The organism is Variovorax humicola (assembly GCF_037889915.1).
In the GTDB taxonomy this organism is placed as follows: domain Bacteria; phylum Pseudomonadota; class Gammaproteobacteria; order Burkholderiales; family Burkholderiaceae_C; genus Variovorax; species Variovorax humicola.
Genome location: NZ_JBBKZV010000008.1, coordinates 1 through 16,489 on the forward strand (window position 1 = coordinate 1; position 16,489 = coordinate 16,489).

The window sequence follows — 16,489 nt, forward strand, 5'->3', positions numbered from 1 at the left end:
GGGAAGATCAGCGACGCGGCGGTCGCGTAGATGAAGAAGTCGTAGTACTCCAGCGCCGAGCCGATCCACCCGCTGGCGGTGGCCTTCTTGGTCTGGTGCCTGGCGTGAGGCGTATTGTCCGGGGTCGTCATTGGTTGTCTCCTGGTTGATAACGGGGGGTGGGTTATTGCTGCTGGGCTTGTGACGCCATGCGTGCAGGCGCGTTGCTCGCGCCGTAGGCGTCGTAGCCATCGATGCGCTGCACCACCTCGAAGAACAGCCCGTTCTCGAAGCTCTCTGTGTAGATGTGCAAATAGCTGCCCGTGGCCGAGCGGTCGTACAGCACGCCGGCCTGGCGCATGCTCGCGAGCAGCGTGCCGTCGATGTCCATGCGCGTGGGCAAGTCGTCGTAGTAGTTGTCGGAGATCGGCACGAAGCGCAGGCCGTTGGCGCGCAGTCTCGCCACCGTGTCGAAGATGTCATCGCAATCGAGCGCGATGTGATGCACCGCGCCGCCGCCGGTGCGGCTCACCGTCTGCGCGGTGCGGGTGCGCTGGCTCATCGACACGTTGAGAACCAGGCGCACGCTGCGGTCCGCATTGGCCACGCCGCGGCTGCGGATGAGGCCGAAGGGGTCGGCCAGCTCCAGGCTCTCGCCGGTTTCCAGGCCGAGCACTGCGCGCGAGAACAGCACCCAGGTGTCGAGCTGGTCGAGTTGCAGGCCCAGCGCCACATGGTCGATGCGCTTGAGGCCGGCGCCGGGCACGCTGGAGGTGTCATCGAGGATGAAGTCGGCTTCGTACAAGCCGGTATTGCCGAGCGCCGACGACACGAAGTGAACCAGGTTGCCGCCCGGTGCGATCATCGCGGGCACATGCAACTCGTTCGGCCCGACCGGGCTGTCATGGCGCTGCGAGAGCATCGCGGTGGCGCGCTCCACGGCCGCCGACGGGTCGGCCGTGCGCAGGCCGAGCGCACAGACCGACGTGCCATGCAGGTCGAACCGGCCGCGCGCAAACGATGCGGGCTGCGCATTGACGATCATGTAGATGTCGCCCTGCCGATAGAGCACCACGGCCTTCGAGCGATGGCGTCCTACGCGACGAAAGCCCAACTGCTCCAGCATCGTGCCCAGCGACACGGCCGAGGCTTCGTCGGCGGCGAATTCGAGGAACGAATAGCCCGAGAGCTGCGGCGCCGCCGGCGGGTTGAACAGCTCGACGCGGGCCAGTGCACGTTGCGCCTTCTCGTCGGCCTTCGATGCCTTCGCGAGCCGGTCGCGCGTCTGGCTTTCAAGGTACAGCAACGAACGCATCGCATCGACCGCGGTGCGCTTGGTCGGTGTTTCGCGGAACACGTCGTTGAAGATCTCCAGCGACAGCGGCCCGGTGTAGCCGGCCCGCAGGGTCTTCTCGAGGAAAGTGACCATGTCGAACTCACCCTGTCCCGGGAAGGAGCGGTGATGGCGCGCCCACTGCAGCACGTCCATCGCCATCAGCGGCGCGTCGGCCATCTGCAGGAAGAAGATCTTGTCGCCGGGAATGTCGACGATGCCGGCCGGATCGTCCTTCAGCGAATAGGTGTGGAAGCTGTCCAGGATCAGGCCGAGGTTCGGATGATTGGCCTGGCGCACGATGTCCCAGGCCTGGCCGTAGAGCGAGGTGGCCTTGCCCCACGCCAGCGCCTCGAAGCCGATGCGCAGGTTGCGCTGCTTCGCGCGCTCAGCCAGCTCGTGCAGTTGTTCGGCGGCCAGCGCCGGATCGTTGATGACCAGAGGCGAGGTGTTGGAGCAGCACAGCACCAGTTCCGCGCCCATCGCCTGCATCACGTCGAACTTGCGCTCGGCGCGTTCCAGGTTGCGCTGGTGCTGCGCCGGGGGCATGCCCTCGAAGTCGCGGAAGGGCTGGTACAGGTCGATGCCCAGGCCCAGGTCTTCGGTGATCTTGCGCAGGTCGGCTGCGGTGCCGTTGAAGTTGATGAAGTCGTTCTCGAACAACTCGATGCCGTCGAAGCCCGCTGCCGCGATGGCTTCGAGCTTCTGGCGCAGCGTGCCGCTGAGGGATACGGTGGCGACGGATCTGCGCATATCAGTACCCGCGTCCAGCGAATGCAATGACGAAGCCGCGGTCGAGCGCACTGGCTGCCACCGTGACGGGTGCCAGGCGATTTGTCTCTTGTGTGTTCATGGGAGCGACTGTGAAACCAGTCAGGTTTGCTCACAATCTCTCTGAACCCCTCACTGATCGATCATCGATCGCTTTCGATCATTATTCGCGCCAAACGGGGGTTAGCCCCTACCGAAGCACCTCTAGGATCCCAGTCCCACGAACACGTCTTGCACGTCGTCGTTCGCATCGATCGCGGCCAGGAAAGTTTCGACTTCTTCCAGGTGCTCGGCACTGAGGCTGGCCGGATCGATCGGATTCTTCGGCTTGTAGCCCAGCTTGGCAGTGAGAACGGTGAAACCCTGGCCAGGCAGTGCGCGGCTCACGATGTCGAGGTCGGCGTGCTCGGTGATGAACAGCGTGACGCCGGGGTCGCCGGCCGGCTCGAAGTCCTGCGCGCCCGCCTCGATGGCGGCCACCTCGGGGTCCGCGCCGGGCTGGGCGGGCTCGGCCTCGATCATGCCGACATGATCGAAATCCCAGGCCACGGAACCCGACGACCCGAGTTGGCCCTTGCGAAACAGCACCCGCATCTCGGGCGCGGTGCGGTTCACGTTGTCGGTCAGGCATTCGACCATCACCGGCACGCGGTGCGGCGCAAAGCCTTCGTAGATCACATGCTCGAAGTGCACCGAGTCGGCACCGGTGCCCGAGCCCTTCTTGATGGCCCGATCGATGGTGTCCTTGGGCATCGACACCTTCCGAGCCTGCTCCAGCACCAGCCGCAAACGAGAATTTCCCGCAGGGTCCGCGCCCGCGCGCGCGGCGACCATGATGTCCTTGGCCAGGCGGCTGAACAGCCGTCCCTTGGCATTGGCGGCAATTTCCTTGCCCTTTGCTTTCCACTGTGCGCCCATGTTGGGTTGCTCCTTGAAGGGGAACACACGATGACACCAGTCCTAGCGCTCGCCCACGCGTGACAACCCGTAGATCAACTCCCAGTTCTCACATGCATCGCCGCCGCCATTCCCTCGGCGAGCAGCCGAAGCGCTCGCGAAACGCCCGACTGAAATGCGCTGCATCGCTGAACCCGCGGTCGTAGGCGATCTCCGCCACCGCCCGCCCCGCCAGGCGTGGCTCCAGCAAGTCGCGGCTGCAGGCATCCAGCCGGCGCTCCCAGATGTACTGGGCCGCCGTCATCGGCTCGTTGCGAAAGAGCCGGTGGACATGGCCGACCGACATGCCGAGCGCGCTCGCCAGGCTGCCGATCGATAGGGACGGGTCGGCCAACAGATCGTCGATGAGTCGCTTGGCGCGCGCCAGTTGATAGGCGGTGAGCTGGCTCAGGCCCCGCGTGCGCGCTGCCGGTAGCGTCTGCAGACCGGCCACCAGGATGCTCTGCACGCCGTTGGCCACTGCACAGGCCGACGCAGGCTGCAGCGTGTCGATGTCCTCGCGCAGCGTGCGGATCATGCCCATCATCAAATGGCCCGCCCCTTCGCGGCCGGACACGGTCGTGGCAGTGAGTTTCTCGGTGTCGCGCAAGGCGCTGCGCAGTTGCTGGCCCGGCACCTTGAGCACGATCTGCTCGAAATCGCCATCGAAGACCAGTTCGTACGGACGCGTGGTGTCGTAGATGGCGAAGTCGCCGACTTGAAGCAGCGCATCGCGCCCGTCCTGCCGCACGACGCCGGTGCCGCGCGCCTGGAAAGCGGCGAGGAAATAGTCGTCCGACGAGCGCGCTATGTGCGAAGGCGTACGCATCACGTGCTGCGCTCCGGAGCTGACGACCGACACGTTCAGCCCCGGCAAGTCGTGCTGCACGATGCGGCCGTCGAAGGCCCCCCGCTCCTGTTGCCGTACCGGGTCGCAGCCCAGTTGCACGTAGACATTGCAGATCATGTCGGTCCAGTAGGCAAGCCGCTGCGAACGCGGGACCATGTCGGTGCTGAGCAAGTGGTTCATGGAACGACTCCGATGCTTCGATGCGGCACGCCGGGACAAGAACGCCGAGAGTCTGGGACAAGGCGATTCCGGGCCGCCAACTTACGCTTCAGGCAACGCGCATGCCACGGCGCTAACCCGCAGCGCCGCCGCCGCGGCGCCCTTCCACCAACTCTGGAGATCCCGATATGCCCAGCAAGACCCATCCCAAGCTTCGCGTTGCCGCCGTGCAGGCATCGCCCGTGTTCCTGGACATCGACGGCACCATCGCCAGGACCATCGACCTGATGGGCCAGGCGGCAGCGCAAGGCGTCAAGCTCATCGCCTTTCCGGAGACCTGGATCCCCGGCTATCCGTGGTGGATCTGGCTCGATTCGCCGGCCTGGGGCATGCAGTTCGTGCAGCGATACAACGACAACTCGCTCGTCCTCGGCTCGCCCGAATTCGATCGCCTGCGCGATGCCGCGCGCCGGCACAAGATCTGGCTCTCGACCGGCTTCAGCGAGAAGGCCGGCGGCAGCCTCTACATCGCGCAAGCGCTCATCGACGACCAGGGCGACGTCGTGCAGACGCGGCGCAAACTCAAGCCCACGCATGTGGAGCGCACCGTGTTCGGCGAAGGCGACGGCTCCGACCTGACGGTGTGCGAAACGCCGATCGGCAACATCGGCTCGCTGTGCTGCTGGGAGCACCTGCAGCCGCTGAGCAAATACGCGATGTACGCGCAGAACGAGCAGATCCACTGTGCCGCCTGGCCCAGCTTCTCGCTGTACCGCGGCGGCGCCTATGCGCTCGGCGCCGAGGTCAACAATGCCGCCAGCCAGATCTACGCCGCCGAGGGCCAATGCTTCGTGATTGCGCCGTGCGCAACGGTCTCCCCGGCGATGAGCGAGTTGCTCTGCACCGACCCCGGCAAGCAGCAGATGCTGCTCAGGGGCGGCGGCTTTGCACGCATCTACGGGCCGGACGGCTCACCGCTCGGCACCAACCTGCCGGAAGACCAGGAAGGCCTGGTCATCGCCGACATCGACCTCGGCATGATTTCGCTGGCCAAGGCGGCAGGCGATCCGAGCGGCCACTATTCGCGGCCGGACGTCACGCGCCTGCTGCTGAACAAGTCACGCCGGGAGCCGGTGGTGTTCCAGCGCGCTGCCGAGCCTGATCCAGGTGGCTTCGAGGCAATTCACCCCGAAGCGGTTCAGTAGTTCTGGACCGGGATCTGGCCCGCCTTGTTGGCCTTGGCGGTCGCGGCCCTGCGCGCCTTGCGCGCTGCGGCCTTGTCGGCCGACGAGACCTTCGGCTTGGCCTCCGGAATGGGATCGACGCCTTCCGCGGGCAGCGGGTTTTTCGACGCCTCGGCGCCTTCGACCCTGCGCTCGGCCTTGCCGGCGGCCTTTTCGCCCGATGAAACCTTCGGCTTCGCGGCGGGGATGGGGTTGATGCCCTCCGGCGGCAGCGGGTTCTTCGCCGCCTCCGCGCCTTCCTTCCTGCGCTCGGCCTTGGCGGCGGCCTTGTCGTCGGTGGTCTGCGCGTAGGCGCCCAAGGCCGCCAATTGACCGATGGCGATTGCAACTGACAAAACAAGCATTCTCATCTCGAACTCCTTGAAAAATAGGGCCACTAGGCCACGCTGCGCATGGCCCGACAACGGGACTGCCAGTTTGACGCGCCCTCCACTTCGGCGAGCCTGAACCACGCGGGAGATTGGCAACCATTCGTTACAGCCGCGAACGCTTGCGCAATCCATCCGCAATTCAGGCCGCCGTTGCCAGTCTGTCCGCTCGGGTCGCGCCTTCTTGCCCGTGCCGGATCATTGCGCAAGCCTGGCCCTCCCGGTTCCGGTGCCGTATCCGGCCGCCGCCATCAGCGTTCCGCCGCGCTGAATGCGCACTGCGCAGTACTTGAATTCCGGAATCTTGCCGAGGGGATCGAGCGCGGCGTTGGTCATCAGGTTTGCCGCAGCCTCGTAGTAGGCAAACGGGACGAACACCGCGCCCGGCGGCGTGCCGTCGTCACGGCGCAGGTGGATGGCCACCTCGCCGCGGCGCGAAGCGATGGTGATCACGTCGCCGGCTTCGAGGCCGAGCCGGGACAGGTCGGCCTGGCACATCGAGGCCGTGGCCATCGGCTCGAGCGCGTCCAGCACGGTGGCGCGGCGCGTCATGCTGCCGGTGTGCCAATGCTCGAGCTGGCGGCCGGTGATGAGAACGAAGGGGTAGTCGGCGTCAGGCCGCTCGTCGGCCGGAATGATGTCGGCCGGCACCAGCTTGACGCGCCCGGTCTCCGTCGGGAAATTCTCGATGAACACCGTCGGCTGCCCTGGATCGTCCTCGCTCAGGCAGGGATAGGTCACGCTCGATTCGCGTTGCAGCCGCTCCCAGGTGATGCCCTCGATCGCCGCATGCATGGCCTGGCGCATTTCGTCGTAGACCGCGGCAACGCCTGACTCGACGCCTTCGTAGTTCCAGTGCAGGCCCATGCGATGGGCGATCTCCTGGATGATCCAGAGGTCTGCCTTGGCCTGGCCCGGCGGGTCGAGCGCGCGCCTGCCGAGCTGCACCATGCGGTCGGTGTTGCTCACGGTGCCGGTCTTCTCGGGCCATGCGCTCGCCGGCAGCACCACGTCGGCGAGCCATGCCGTCTCGGTCATGAAGATGTCCTGCACCACCAGGTGTTCCAGGCTGGCCAGCGCGTGGCGCGCGTGGTTCAGGTCGGGGTCGCTCATCGCGGGGTTCTCGCCCATGATGTACATGCCGCGGATCTTGTGCGGATCGCTGTCGGGCGCGAGCGCCTTGTGCATGATCTCGACCACCGTGTAGCCGGGCTCCACGTCGAGCTGGGTGTCCCAGAAATTCTCGAACCACGCATGCGCGCCGGCGTTGTCGACGCGCTGGTAGTTGGGGAACATCATCGGAATGAGGCCCGCATCGCTCGCGCCCTGCACGTTGTTCTGGCCGCGCAGCGGATGCAGGCCCGAGCCCGGCTTGCCGATCTGGCCGGTGACGGTCACCAGCGCGATCAGGCAGCGCGCGTTGTCGGTGCCGTGGATATGCTGGCTGATGCCCATGCCCCACAGCACCATCGCGCCCTTCGCGGTGGCGAAGGCGCGCGCCACTTCGCGCAGCGTCTCGGCAGGAATGCCGCAGATCGGCGCCATCGCCTCGGGGCTGTAGCCTTTCACGTTGTCGCGCAGGGCCTCGAAGTTGCTCGCGCGGTCGCGCACGAAGGCCTCGTCGACCAGGCCTTCGTCGATCACCGCGTGGATCAGCGCGTTGAGCATGGCCACGTCGGTGTCGGCCTTGAACTGCAACGTGCGCCAGGCATGCCTGCCGAGGTCGGTGATGCGGGGGTCGGCCAGCACGATCTTCGCGCCGCGCTTGGCCGCGTTCTTCATCCACGTGGCCGCCACCGGATGGTTCGCGGTCGGGTTGGAGCCGATGACGAAGATCAGCTCGGCATTCGCGACGTCATTGACCTGGTTGCTCACCGCGCCCGAGCCCACGCCTTCGAGCAAGGCCGCCACGCTGGAGGCGTGGCACAGCCGCGTGCAGTGGTCGACGTTGTTGCTGCCGAAGCCGGTGCGCACCAGCTTCTGGAACAGGTAGGCCTCTTCGTTGCTGCCCTTGGCGGAGCCGAAACCGGCCAGTGCCTTCTTGCCATGCGTGTCGCGCAGGCTTCGCAGCTTGCCGGCGGCGAAGGCCAGCGCCTCGTCCCACGTGGCTTCGCGGAAGGTGTCGTGCCAGTCGTCGGGACGGGGCGCGTCGCCTTGGTTCTTCGGCATGCCGGCCTTGCGGATCAACGGCTTGGTCAGGCGCTGCGGATGGTGCGCGTAGTCGAAGCCGAAGCGGCCTTTCACGCACAGGCGGCTGTGGTTGGCCGGGCCGTCGCGGCCCTCGACGCTGACGATCTCCTCGTCCTTGACGTTGTAGGTGATGAGGCAGCCGACGCCGCAGAACGGGCAGACCGAGTCGACCTTGCGATCGACGATCTGCGAGCCGATGTGCGTCTTGGGCATGAGTGCGCCGGTCGGGCAGGCCTGCACGCATTCGCCGCAGGCGACGCAGGTACTGTCGCCCATCGGGTCGTCGAGGTCGAACACGATCTTGCTGTGCTCGCCACGCATCGCATAGCCGATGACGTCGTTGACCTGCTCCTCGCGGCAGGCGCGCACGCAGCGGTTGCACTGGATGCAGGCGTCGAGGTTGACGGCCATCGCGGGGTGGCTGACATCGGCCCTGGGCTGCTCGCGGCGCAGCTGCTTGAGTTGGGGGCGCACGGTGACGCCCAATCGCGCGGCCCAGTCGCTGAGTTCGCCATGCTGGCCGACGGGTGCGTGGCCTTGCGCCTCGACCACACCCGCGTCATTCCATTTGTAGCCCGCATCCGGCATGTCCGACAGCAGCATCTCGACCACCATCTTCTGGCTCTTCAAGGCTCGCTCGCTGTTGGCCTGCACTTGCATGCCGGGCGTCACGGCACGGCAGCAGCTCGGCGCCAGCGTGCGCTCGCCCTTGACCTCGACCACGCAAGCGCGGCAGTTGCCATCCGGGCGCAATCCTTCCTTGTAGCAAAGGTGCGGAATGTCGACGCCTTCGCGTTGCGCGGCGGTAAAGATGGTCTCGCCCTCGATGGCCTGCACGGCACGGCCATCGAGCGTGAACTCGATCGTCTGCGGCATCAACTCCGCCAGATGGGCCGGCGCGTTCATGGCCTGTATCCCCGGAGCGATCGTGTGGCGTTCATGCGATCTCCTGCGGAAAGTATTTCTGCACACAGCGAATCGGATTGGGCGCAGCTTGCCCCAGCCCGCAAATCGACGCATCGCCCATGACCTGCGCAAGGTCTTCCAGCGTGTCGTTGTCCCACACGGCCGCCTGCATCAGCGCTGCGGCCTTCGCCGTGCCGACGCGGCATGGCGTGCACTGGCCGCAGCTTTCGTGTTCGAAGAAGCGCATCACGTTCAACGCCGCATCACGGGCACTGTCATGCTGGCTCAGCACCATCACCCCCGCCGAGCCGATGAAGCAGCCATGCGGTTGCAGCGTGTCGAAGTCCAACGGAATGTCGTTCATGCGTGCGGGCAGGATGCCGCCCGACGCACCGCCCGGCAAATAGGCATGGAGGGCGTGTCCGTCCAGCATGCCGCCGCAGTATTCGTCGATGAGTTCCTGTACCGTGATGCCGGCTGGCGCGAGCTTGACGCCGGGCTGCTTCACGCGCCCGCTCACGCTGAAGGAGCGCAACCCCTTGCGGCCATGGCGGCCGAAGCCCGCAAACCACTGCGGACCCTTCTGCAGGATGTCGCGCACCCAGTAGAGCGTCTCGAAGTTGTGTTCCAGCGTGGGCCGGCCGAACAGGCCGATCTGCGCGATGTAGGGCGGACGCATGCGCGGTTCGCCCCGCTTGCCTTCGATGCTTTCGATCATCGCGGACTCTTCGCCGCAGATGTAGGCGCCAGCGCCGCGCCGCAGTTCGATCTTCGGCAGGCGACACGGCGGATCGGCCTGCAGCGCCGCGAGTTCGGACGCGAGCAGGCGGCGGCAGTCGTGGTATTCGTCGCGCAGGTAGATGTAGCAGGCATCGATGCCGACCACCTGCGCGGCGATCAACAGGCCTTCGAGGAACCGGTGCGGATCGCGCTCGAGATAGGTGCGGTCCTTGAAGGTGCCCGGCTCGCCCTCGTCGATGTTCACCACCATGAGCTTGGGCGCAGGTTGGTCGCGCACGATGCGCCACTTGCGCCCGGTCGGAAAACCCGCGCCACCCAGGCCGCGCAGGCCGGAATCTTCCATGACCTTCATGACCGCCTCGGCGTCCTGCGCGCCGCCGGCCAGCGCGGCTGCCAACGCATAGCCGCCGTGCGCGCGGTACGTGGCGTAGTCGGTGCAAGCCGGCATCGCGTCGATCGCCTCCGGCGCCGGCGAGACGCTCTGCTGCGCCAGTTCCGACGGTTCGAAATGGATGGCCGCGCTCGCCGGCCCGGCGGGCATCGCAGCCCCGCCCAGCATGCGGTCCACCGCCTGCAGCAGCGTACTGGCCGTGGCCAACGGCACCGCGCACTGGTGCACCAATGCCGCCGGCGCCTGCTCGCAGCGCCCGATGCAGGGCACCGGCACCACGCGCACATCCCCATGCCCCGCTGCACCCAGAAGCCGTGGCAAGCGAGTCAGCAGGTCGCTCGCGCCCGCCAACTCGCACGAGAGGCTGTCGCACACCCGCACCGTCAGGCCCGGGGCCTGCGCGTCGCCGCGCAACACCTCGAAGTGGTGATAGAAGGTCGCGACCTCGTACACCTCGGCCATCGGGATATTCATCTCGGCGGCCAGCGCCACCAGCTCGCCGTCAGGCAGGCCGCGGTGGGCATCGTTGAGGATGTGCAGGTACTCGATCAGCAGATCGCGCCGGTGCCCGCCTTCGGGCCGCGGCCCGATGAGTTCGCGCACCCTTTGCAGCGCTTGCGCTTCCGGCTGCCGGCCCTTGAGCTTGCTCTTGCGCCGAATGCGGTCGCGTAGATCGTCGGGCGTACCGAGCGGGATCGCCCTGGGTTCTTGCTGGAGGGCTGGATGTTGCAATTAAGTGTGCCTCGCCTTGAGCGCCGGCCACCGCGGCCAGCGCTTGTCTCAATCATTCAATCCGTCAGACGCTCAGCTGAAGAATTTTGCCGCGCTGATCAACGTGCGGTAAACGCCCCAGGCCAGCGGAATGCCAACAGCCGCCCAGGCCAGCCACACGATGACCGGACTGACGCTGCCGGACGCGCCGCCTGCTGCCGCGCCCACCTCGGATGCTGCGGCCCGCTCGTGGGCGAGCCTCTTTTCGATGGCAAGCTCTTCGTCGGTCATGAAGTGCCTGGCTGCGACCGGACGCAGCATCAGGTTGCAGATCAGCCCGACTGCCAGCATGCCGACCAGGATGTACATGGTCTGGTTGTAGACCTGTTCGCGCGGAATGCCAAGTCCGAGCTGGTATTCCCGCATGTAGTTCACCACCACCGGGCCCAGGATGCCGGCCGTGGCCCACGCCGTGAGCAGGCGGCCGTGAATCGCACCCACCATCTGCGTGCCGAACAGGTCGGCCAGGTAGGCCGGCACCGTCGCGAAGCCGCCGCCGTACATCGACAGGATGATGCAGACCGCGCCCACGAAGAGCAGCTTGCTGCCTGCCGCGGCGGAGCCCGGAATGCTGGCGTACAGAATGCCGCCGAGGATGAAGAACACGGTGTAGGTCAGCTTGCGGCCCAGCTTGTCGGACAGGCTGGCCCAGAAGAACCGGCCACCGATGTTGAACAGCGACAGCAACGCGGCAAATCCGCCCGCCACCGTTGCGATGGCGGCAAGTTGCGCCTTGTCGAGCTCACCGAACTTCTTCGCGACGCCGATCAGGTTGCCGCCGAACACCTCCTGCAGCATCGGCGAGGCCATGCCGATCACGCCGATGCCGGCGCTCACGTTCATGCACAGCACCATCCAGACCAGCCAGAACTGAGGAATGCCCCAGACCTTCGTCACGTGCACATGACGTTGCGTGATCATGGCGTTGGCGTTTTGCGCCACGGGCGGCGTCCAGCCCTCGGGCTTCCAGCCGGTGGCCGGCACGCGGTAGCCGAATGCACCGCCCATCATGAAGACGAAGTAGATGAGCGCCATCGCCACGAAGGTCTGCATCACGCCGACATCGGTCGGGGTGGAGAACGCCTTCATCAGGTCCACCGCCAGCGGCGAGCCGATCATCGCGCCGCCGCCGAAGCCCATGATGGCCATGCCGGTCGCCATGCCGCGGCGGTCGGGGAACCACTTGATCAACGTGCTTACCGGCGAGATGTAGCCCAGGCCCAGCCCGATGCCGCCGATCACGCCGGAGCCGACAATCATCATCCAGAACTCGTGCGTGTAGATGCCCAGCGCCGAGAACAGCATGCCGCCGCACCAGCACACGGCCGACACCACGCCGGCCTTGCGTGGACCCGCATGCTCGAGCCAGCCACCCCACAGGGCGGCGGCGCAGCCGAGGAACACGAAGAACAGCGTGTACATCCAGCCCAGCGTGGCAATGCGCCAGTCGCAGCCTGAAGCAAACAGCTCCGCGAAAAAGCTCATGTCCTTGGGGCAAGCCGCGCCTGCGCCCGAGGTCGTGAGCTGCTTGGACAGCGGCAGCCAGAACACGGAGAACCCGTAGGCCATGCCGATGCACAAGTGAATCGCAAGCGCCGCCGGCGGGACAAGCCATCGGTTGAAGCCCGGGCCCGCGATGATGCGCGCCTTGTCTAGAAGACCGGGCTCGCCGCCCGTCATGCCATTGCTACGGTCTCCAACGAGAACGCCTGCGGAAGAACCTGCCATGTATCGATACTCCTTGTCTTCAAGCCGCCCAAGGGGGCCCCGCCGATGAGAGCATTCTTGTAACAAAACGTCAATTAGTGCTCATCAACAGAACAATTCAATAAATAAACGCGCGCGTGCGCAATAGGGTCTTGCAGGCATGAGACCCGCTCCAGGACTTGTCCGGGACGGCGATGGCACGCGCGTCAGCGTGCGCGAACCGGTGCATGCATCGGTGTTTGCGAAGCCGATCGGAATGTGGATTTCTAGCGACACAAACGGCCGCGATCGACCGCCGTGCCGCGACGCGCGCCTCAGGTGTTCTTGCTGATGGTGATGGTCGGGAACTTCGCCGAGAAATCCTTGGCCTTCTCGGCGATGCCGACAGCCACGCGCCGCGCAATGTCCTTGTAGATGCCGGCCACCGGGCCCTCGGGGTCGGCGACCACCGTGGGCTTGCCGCTGTCGGCCTGCAGCCGGATGTTGATGTCCAGCGGCAGCGCGCCGAGGTAATCCATGTTGTACTGCGCCGCCATCTTCTTGCCCCCTTCCGCGCCGAAGATGTGTTCCACGTGGCCGCAGTTCGAGCAGACATGCACCGCCATGTTCTCGACGATGCCGAGGATCGGCACGCCGACCTTCTCGAACATCTTGATGCCCTTCTTCGCGTCGAGCAGCGCGATGTCCTGGGGTGTCGTGACGATCACCGCGCCGGTCATCGGCACGCGCTGCGACAGCGTCAGCTGGATGTCGCCGGTGCCGGGCGGCAGATCGACGATGAGGTAGTCGAGGTCTTTCCAGTTGGTCTGGCGCAGCAACTGCTCCAGCGCCTGCGTGGCCATCGGCCCGCGCCAGATCATGGCCTCGTCCTGGTCGACCAGGAATCCGATCGACATGACCTGCACGCCATGGTTTTCCATCGGCATCATCGTCTTGCCGTCTTCGCTGGAAGGGCGGCCTTCGATGCCGAGCATCATCGGCAGGCTCGGTCCGTAGATGTCGGCGTCGAGCAGCCCCACCTTCGCACCCTCGGCCGCGAGCGCCAGCGCCAGGTTGGCCGCGGTCGTGCTCTTGCCGACGCCGCCCTTGCCCGAGGCTACGGCAATGATGTTTCTGACCTCGGGGAGCAGTTGCACGCCGCGCTGGACCGCATGCGAGATGACGCGGGTCTGAATGTTGACCGACACATTGGCCACGCCCGGCACGCTGCGCGCCGCATCGACCAGCGCCTTGCGCAAGGCCGCATGCTGGCTGCGCGCCGGATAGCCCAGTTCCACGTCGAACGAAACGTCGCTGCCCTCGATCTGCAGATTCCTCAGCGCACGCGTGCTGACGAAATCCTTGCCCGTGTTGGGGTCCCGGACCGACTGCAGCGCCGCAGTCAGTTCCACTTGCGTAAGTGCCATTGCTTCAACTCCTGAATGGCAGGTAGTCTAGTGGGGCCCGTATGCCCTCCGATTCGCCCGCACCATTGCCCGTCTCCTCCCCCATGACGGGTTTGCTGCTGACAGGCGGCGGCGCGCGGGCCGCCTACCAGGTCGGCGTGCTGGAAGCCATTGCCGACCTGCGCAGAGAAGCCGGCGCACAGCTTCAGCCCAACCCCTTCCCGATCATCGCCGGCACCTCGGCCGGCGCCATCAACGCCGCCGCGCTGGCCTGCGGCGCGGACGATTTCGACACGGCCGTGCGCCGCATCGCGGAGGTCTGGCGCGAGGTCAAGGCCGAACAGGTCTACAAGGCCGACACGCTGGCGTTATTGGGCAGCGGCGCGCGATGGCGCCTCGTGCTCGGGCTCGGCCGTTTCGTCAGCACCGTGCTGCGCATCAAGCCGCGCTCGCTGCTCGACAACACGCCCGTGGCCGGGCTGCTGAAACGCATGGTGCCGCTGGACCGGCTGCCGGCCATCATGCAGGCCGGCCACCTGCAGGCACTCGCCGTGACCGCATCGAGCTACAGCTCGGGCGAACACGTCACGTTCTTCGAATCGGCCACGCCGATGGAACCCTGGGTGCGATCGCAGCGGCTGGCCGTGCGCAGCCGCATCACGCACGACCACTTGCTGGCGTCATCGGCCATCCCGTTCGTGTTCCCGGCGGCGGCGCTGCCGATGTCGGACCACATCGAATACTTCGGCGATGGCTCCATGCGGCAGTCGGCACCCATTGCGCCGACCATTCACCTGGGCGCCACGCGCATCCTCGTGGTCGGCGCCGGCCGAATGACCGAGCCGAGAGAACAACTCGCACCCAACGCGCTCACCGGCTATCCCACGCTCGCGCAGATCGCCGGCCATGCCATGTCGAGCATCTTCCTGGATGCGCTCGGCGTGGACATCGAACGCTTGCGCCGCATCAACACCACGCTGGCGCTGATACCGCCCGAGGTGCGCGCCGGCAGCACGCTGCGCCCGCTCGAGCTGCTCGTGATATCGCCATCGGAACGCATCGACGTGATTGCCGCACGCCACGCGGACGCCCTGCCCGGCCCGGTGCGCCGATTGTTCGGCGGCCTCGGCGCGGGCGGCACGCGTGACGTCAAGGGCGCCGCGCTCGCCAGCTACCTGCTGTTCGAGTCACCCTTCACGCGCGAGCTGATGGCGCTGGGCCGCGCCGACACCATGCGCCAGCAGGAGGAGGTAAGGCGCTTCTTCAACTGGGCTCAATGACTGTTGCGGCCGACGCCGAAATAGCTCACGCCGGCCGCGCGCATCGTCTCCGGCTCATAGAGATTGCGACCGTCGAAGATGACCGGCGCCTTCATCACGGCCTTGAGCCGCTCGAGGTTCGGGCTTCGATAGGCCTTCCACTCGGTCATGATGACCAGCGCATCGGCACCTTCGAGCGCCGCCACCGGATCGGTCGCGAACCCGATCTGCTCGATGCAGGCCGGCGCATCGGCAAAGTCCAGCGGCAGCACGCGCTTCGTCTCGTGCACCGCGACCGGGTCGTGCGCCACGATGCGGGCACCGGCCCGCGCCAGTGCGCCCAGCAGCACCCGGCTCGGCGCCTCGCGCATGTCGTCGGTGTTGGGCTTGAAGGCCAGCCCCCACACCGCGAAGGTCTTGCCGCGCAGGTCGTTGCCGAAGCGCTCGAAGATCTTGCGCACGATCACATTCTTCTGCGCCTTGTTGACCGCCTCGACCGATTCCAGCACCTGCAGCCGCTGGCCGTGTTCGCCCGCGGAGCGCACGAGTGCCTGCACGTCTTTCGGAAAGCAGCTGCCGCCATAGCCCGTGCCGGCATACAGGAAGCTGTAGCCGATGCGCGGATCGGAGCCGATGCCCTGGCGCACCATCTCGATGTCCGCGCCCACCTTGTCGGCCAGGTTGGCCAGTTCGTTCATGAAGCTGATGCGCGTGGCCAGCATCGCGTTGGCCGCGTACTTGGTGAACTCGGCCGACTTCACGTTCATCACGCGGGTGCGCTCATGGTTGCGGTTGAACGGCGCATACAGCTTGCGCATGACGGCGAGCGCTTCGCGGCCGTCGTCGTTGTCGTCCACGCCCAGCACGATGCGGTCGGGCCGCATGAAGTCCTCGACCGCCGCGCCCTCCTTCAGGAACTCGGGGTTGCTGACCACCGCAAAGCGCTGGTCTCCCAGGCCGCGCCTGGTCAATTCGTCGCGAATGACCGCACTGACTTTTTCCGCGGTGCCCACGGGCACGGTCGACTTGTCGACGATGACCTTGAAGCCGTTCATGCTGCGGCCGATGCTGCGTGCCGCCGCCAGCACGTATTTCAGATCAGCGCTGCCGTCTTCGTCAGGCGGCGTGCCGACCGCGATGAACTGCACGTCGCCATGCGCCACGGCCGCGTCGACGTCGGTCGAAAAGATCAGCCGCTTGGCCGCCACGTTCGAATGCACCAGGTCGGCCAGGCCGGGCTCGTAGATGGGAATGCCGCCGCTGTTGAGCGTCTGGATCTTGACCGGATCGAGGTCGAGGCAAAAGACATGGTTGCCGAGGTCGGCAAGGCAGACGCCGGTCACGAGGCCGACGTAGCCGGTGCCGTTGATGGTGATGTTCATAGAGCAGATTCAATTGACGAGGCGCGGCACGCGCAACGTGCGCATTGTCAAACATGCCCGGCACCGCAAGGATTCTGGCGCGTAAAGATCGCGTGGCCGCCACATCGGCATCGTCAT

At 66.3% G+C, this 16,489-nt stretch carries 11 protein-coding genes; 2 read left to right on the forward strand and 9 right to left on the reverse strand.

Going from position 1 to position 16,489, the window contains the following annotated elements:
* Positions 1-163: 163 nt before the first annotated feature.
* From WKW80_RS15295 to WKW80_RS15305, 3 genes are all read right to left on the reverse strand, one after another.
* Positions 164-2,065, reverse strand: coding sequence for a bifunctional sugar phosphate isomerase/epimerase/4-hydroxyphenylpyruvate dioxygenase family protein (locus WKW80_RS15295; RefSeq protein WP_340364426.1), 1,902 nt, complete (start codon positions 2,063-2,065; stop codon positions 164-166).
* Between the two features lie 222 nt (positions 2,066-2,287).
* Entirely contained in the window at positions 2,288-3,001 is a 714-nt protein-coding gene (locus tag WKW80_RS15300; protein ID WP_340364427.1) for a YebC/PmpR family DNA-binding transcriptional regulator, read from the reverse strand.
* An 88-nt stretch (positions 3,002-3,089) separates the two neighbouring features.
* Positions 3,090-4,049 (reverse strand): AraC-like ligand-binding domain-containing protein, encoded by a 960-nt coding sequence (locus WKW80_RS15305; RefSeq protein ID WP_340364428.1) that lies wholly within the window; start codon positions 4,047-4,049, stop codon positions 3,090-3,092.
* A 167-nt stretch (positions 4,050-4,216) separates the two neighbouring features.
* Between WKW80_RS15305 and WKW80_RS15310 the strand changes: the two genes are divergently transcribed.
* Positions 4,217-5,233 carry a carbon-nitrogen hydrolase family protein gene (locus tag WKW80_RS15310; RefSeq protein WP_340364429.1) on the forward strand — a complete coding sequence of 339 codons (1,017 nt, stop codon included), beginning with the start codon at positions 4,217-4,219 and terminating at the stop codon, positions 5,231-5,233.
* On the opposite strand, the gene WKW80_RS15315 is transcribed toward WKW80_RS15310, so the two are convergent.
* The 5 genes from WKW80_RS15315 to apbC all read right to left on the reverse strand — a co-directional run bounded on the left by WKW80_RS15315 (position 5,227) and on the right by apbC (position 13,752).
* Positions 5,227-5,622 carry a hypothetical protein gene (locus tag WKW80_RS15315; protein ID WP_340364430.1) on the reverse strand — a complete coding sequence of 132 codons (396 nt, stop codon included), beginning with the start codon at positions 5,620-5,622 and terminating at the stop codon, positions 5,227-5,229. The two genes, WKW80_RS15310 and WKW80_RS15315, sit on opposite strands and share 7 nt — an antisense overlap.
* 216 nt (positions 5,623-5,838) lie before the next feature.
* Entirely contained in the window at positions 5,839-8,736 is a 2,898-nt protein-coding gene (gene fdhF / locus WKW80_RS15320; RefSeq protein ID WP_340364431.1) for a formate dehydrogenase subunit alpha, read from the reverse strand.
* Between the two features lie 31 nt (positions 8,737-8,767).
* The gene (locus tag WKW80_RS15325) at positions 8,768-10,600 is read right to left on the reverse strand and encodes an NADH-ubiquinone oxidoreductase-F iron-sulfur binding region domain-containing protein (protein WP_340364432.1); all 1,833 of its coding nucleotides are present in this window, start codon (positions 10,598-10,600) and stop codon (positions 8,768-8,770) included.
* Between the two features lie 72 nt (positions 10,601-10,672).
* Entirely contained in the window at positions 10,673-12,319 is a 1,647-nt protein-coding gene (locus WKW80_RS15330) for an OFA family MFS transporter (protein WP_340364598.1), read from the reverse strand.
* A 341-nt stretch (positions 12,320-12,660) separates the two neighbouring features.
* Entirely contained in the window at positions 12,661-13,752 is a 1,092-nt protein-coding gene (gene apbC / locus WKW80_RS15335; protein WP_340364433.1) for an iron-sulfur cluster carrier protein ApbC, read from the reverse strand.
* A gap of 83 nt (positions 13,753-13,835) precedes the next feature.
* Between apbC and WKW80_RS15340 the strand changes: the two genes are divergently transcribed.
* Positions 13,836-15,011 (forward strand): patatin-like phospholipase family protein, encoded by a 1,176-nt coding sequence (locus tag WKW80_RS15340; protein ID WP_340364434.1) that lies wholly within the window; start codon positions 13,836-13,838, stop codon positions 15,009-15,011.
* Here the strand turns inward: WKW80_RS15340 and WKW80_RS15345 are convergent.
* The gene (locus tag WKW80_RS15345) at positions 15,005-16,372 is read right to left on the reverse strand and encodes a UDP-glucose dehydrogenase family protein (RefSeq protein ID WP_340364435.1); all 1,368 of its coding nucleotides are present in this window, start codon (positions 16,370-16,372) and stop codon (positions 15,005-15,007) included. The genes WKW80_RS15340 and WKW80_RS15345 overlap by 7 nt on opposite strands.
* Positions 16,373-16,489: the final 117 nt, after the last annotated feature.

Excerpts from the sequence above, each read along its gene's own strand:
- WKW80_RS15295 (WP_340364426.1), bottom strand. The coding sequence starts at position 2,065 with ATGCGCAGATCCGTCGCCACCGTATCCCTCAGCGGCACGCTGCGCCAG.
- WKW80_RS15300 (WP_340364427.1), bottom strand. The coding sequence starts at position 3,001 with ATGGGCGCACAGTGGAAAGCAAAGGGCAAGGAAATTGCCGCCAATGCC.
- WKW80_RS15305 (WP_340364428.1), bottom strand. The coding sequence starts at position 4,049 with ATGAACCACTTGCTCAGCACCGACATGGTCCCGCGTTCGCAGCGGCTT.
- WKW80_RS15310 (WP_340364429.1), top strand. The coding sequence starts at position 4,217 with ATGCCCAGCAAGACCCATCCCAAGCTTCGCGTTGCCGCCGTGCAGGCA.
- WKW80_RS15315 (WP_340364430.1), bottom strand. The coding sequence starts at position 5,622 with ATGAGAATGCTTGTTTTGTCAGTTGCAATCGCCATCGGTCAATTGGCG.
- fdhF (WP_340364431.1), bottom strand. The coding sequence starts at position 8,736 with ATGAACGCGCCGGCCCATCTGGCGGAGTTGATGCCGCAGACGATCGAG.
- WKW80_RS15330 (WP_340364598.1), bottom strand. The coding sequence starts at position 12,319 with ATGACGGGCGGCGAGCCCGGTCTTCTAGACAAGGCGCGCATCATCGCG.
- apbC (WP_340364433.1), bottom strand. The coding sequence starts at position 13,752 with ATGGCACTTACGCAAGTGGAACTGACTGCGGCGCTGCAGTCGGTCCGG.
- WKW80_RS15340 (WP_340364434.1), top strand. The coding sequence starts at position 13,836 with ATGACGGGTTTGCTGCTGACAGGCGGCGGCGCGCGGGCCGCCTACCAG.
- WKW80_RS15345 (WP_340364435.1), bottom strand. The coding sequence starts at position 16,372 with ATGAACATCACCATCAACGGCACCGGCTACGTCGGCCTCGTGACCGGC.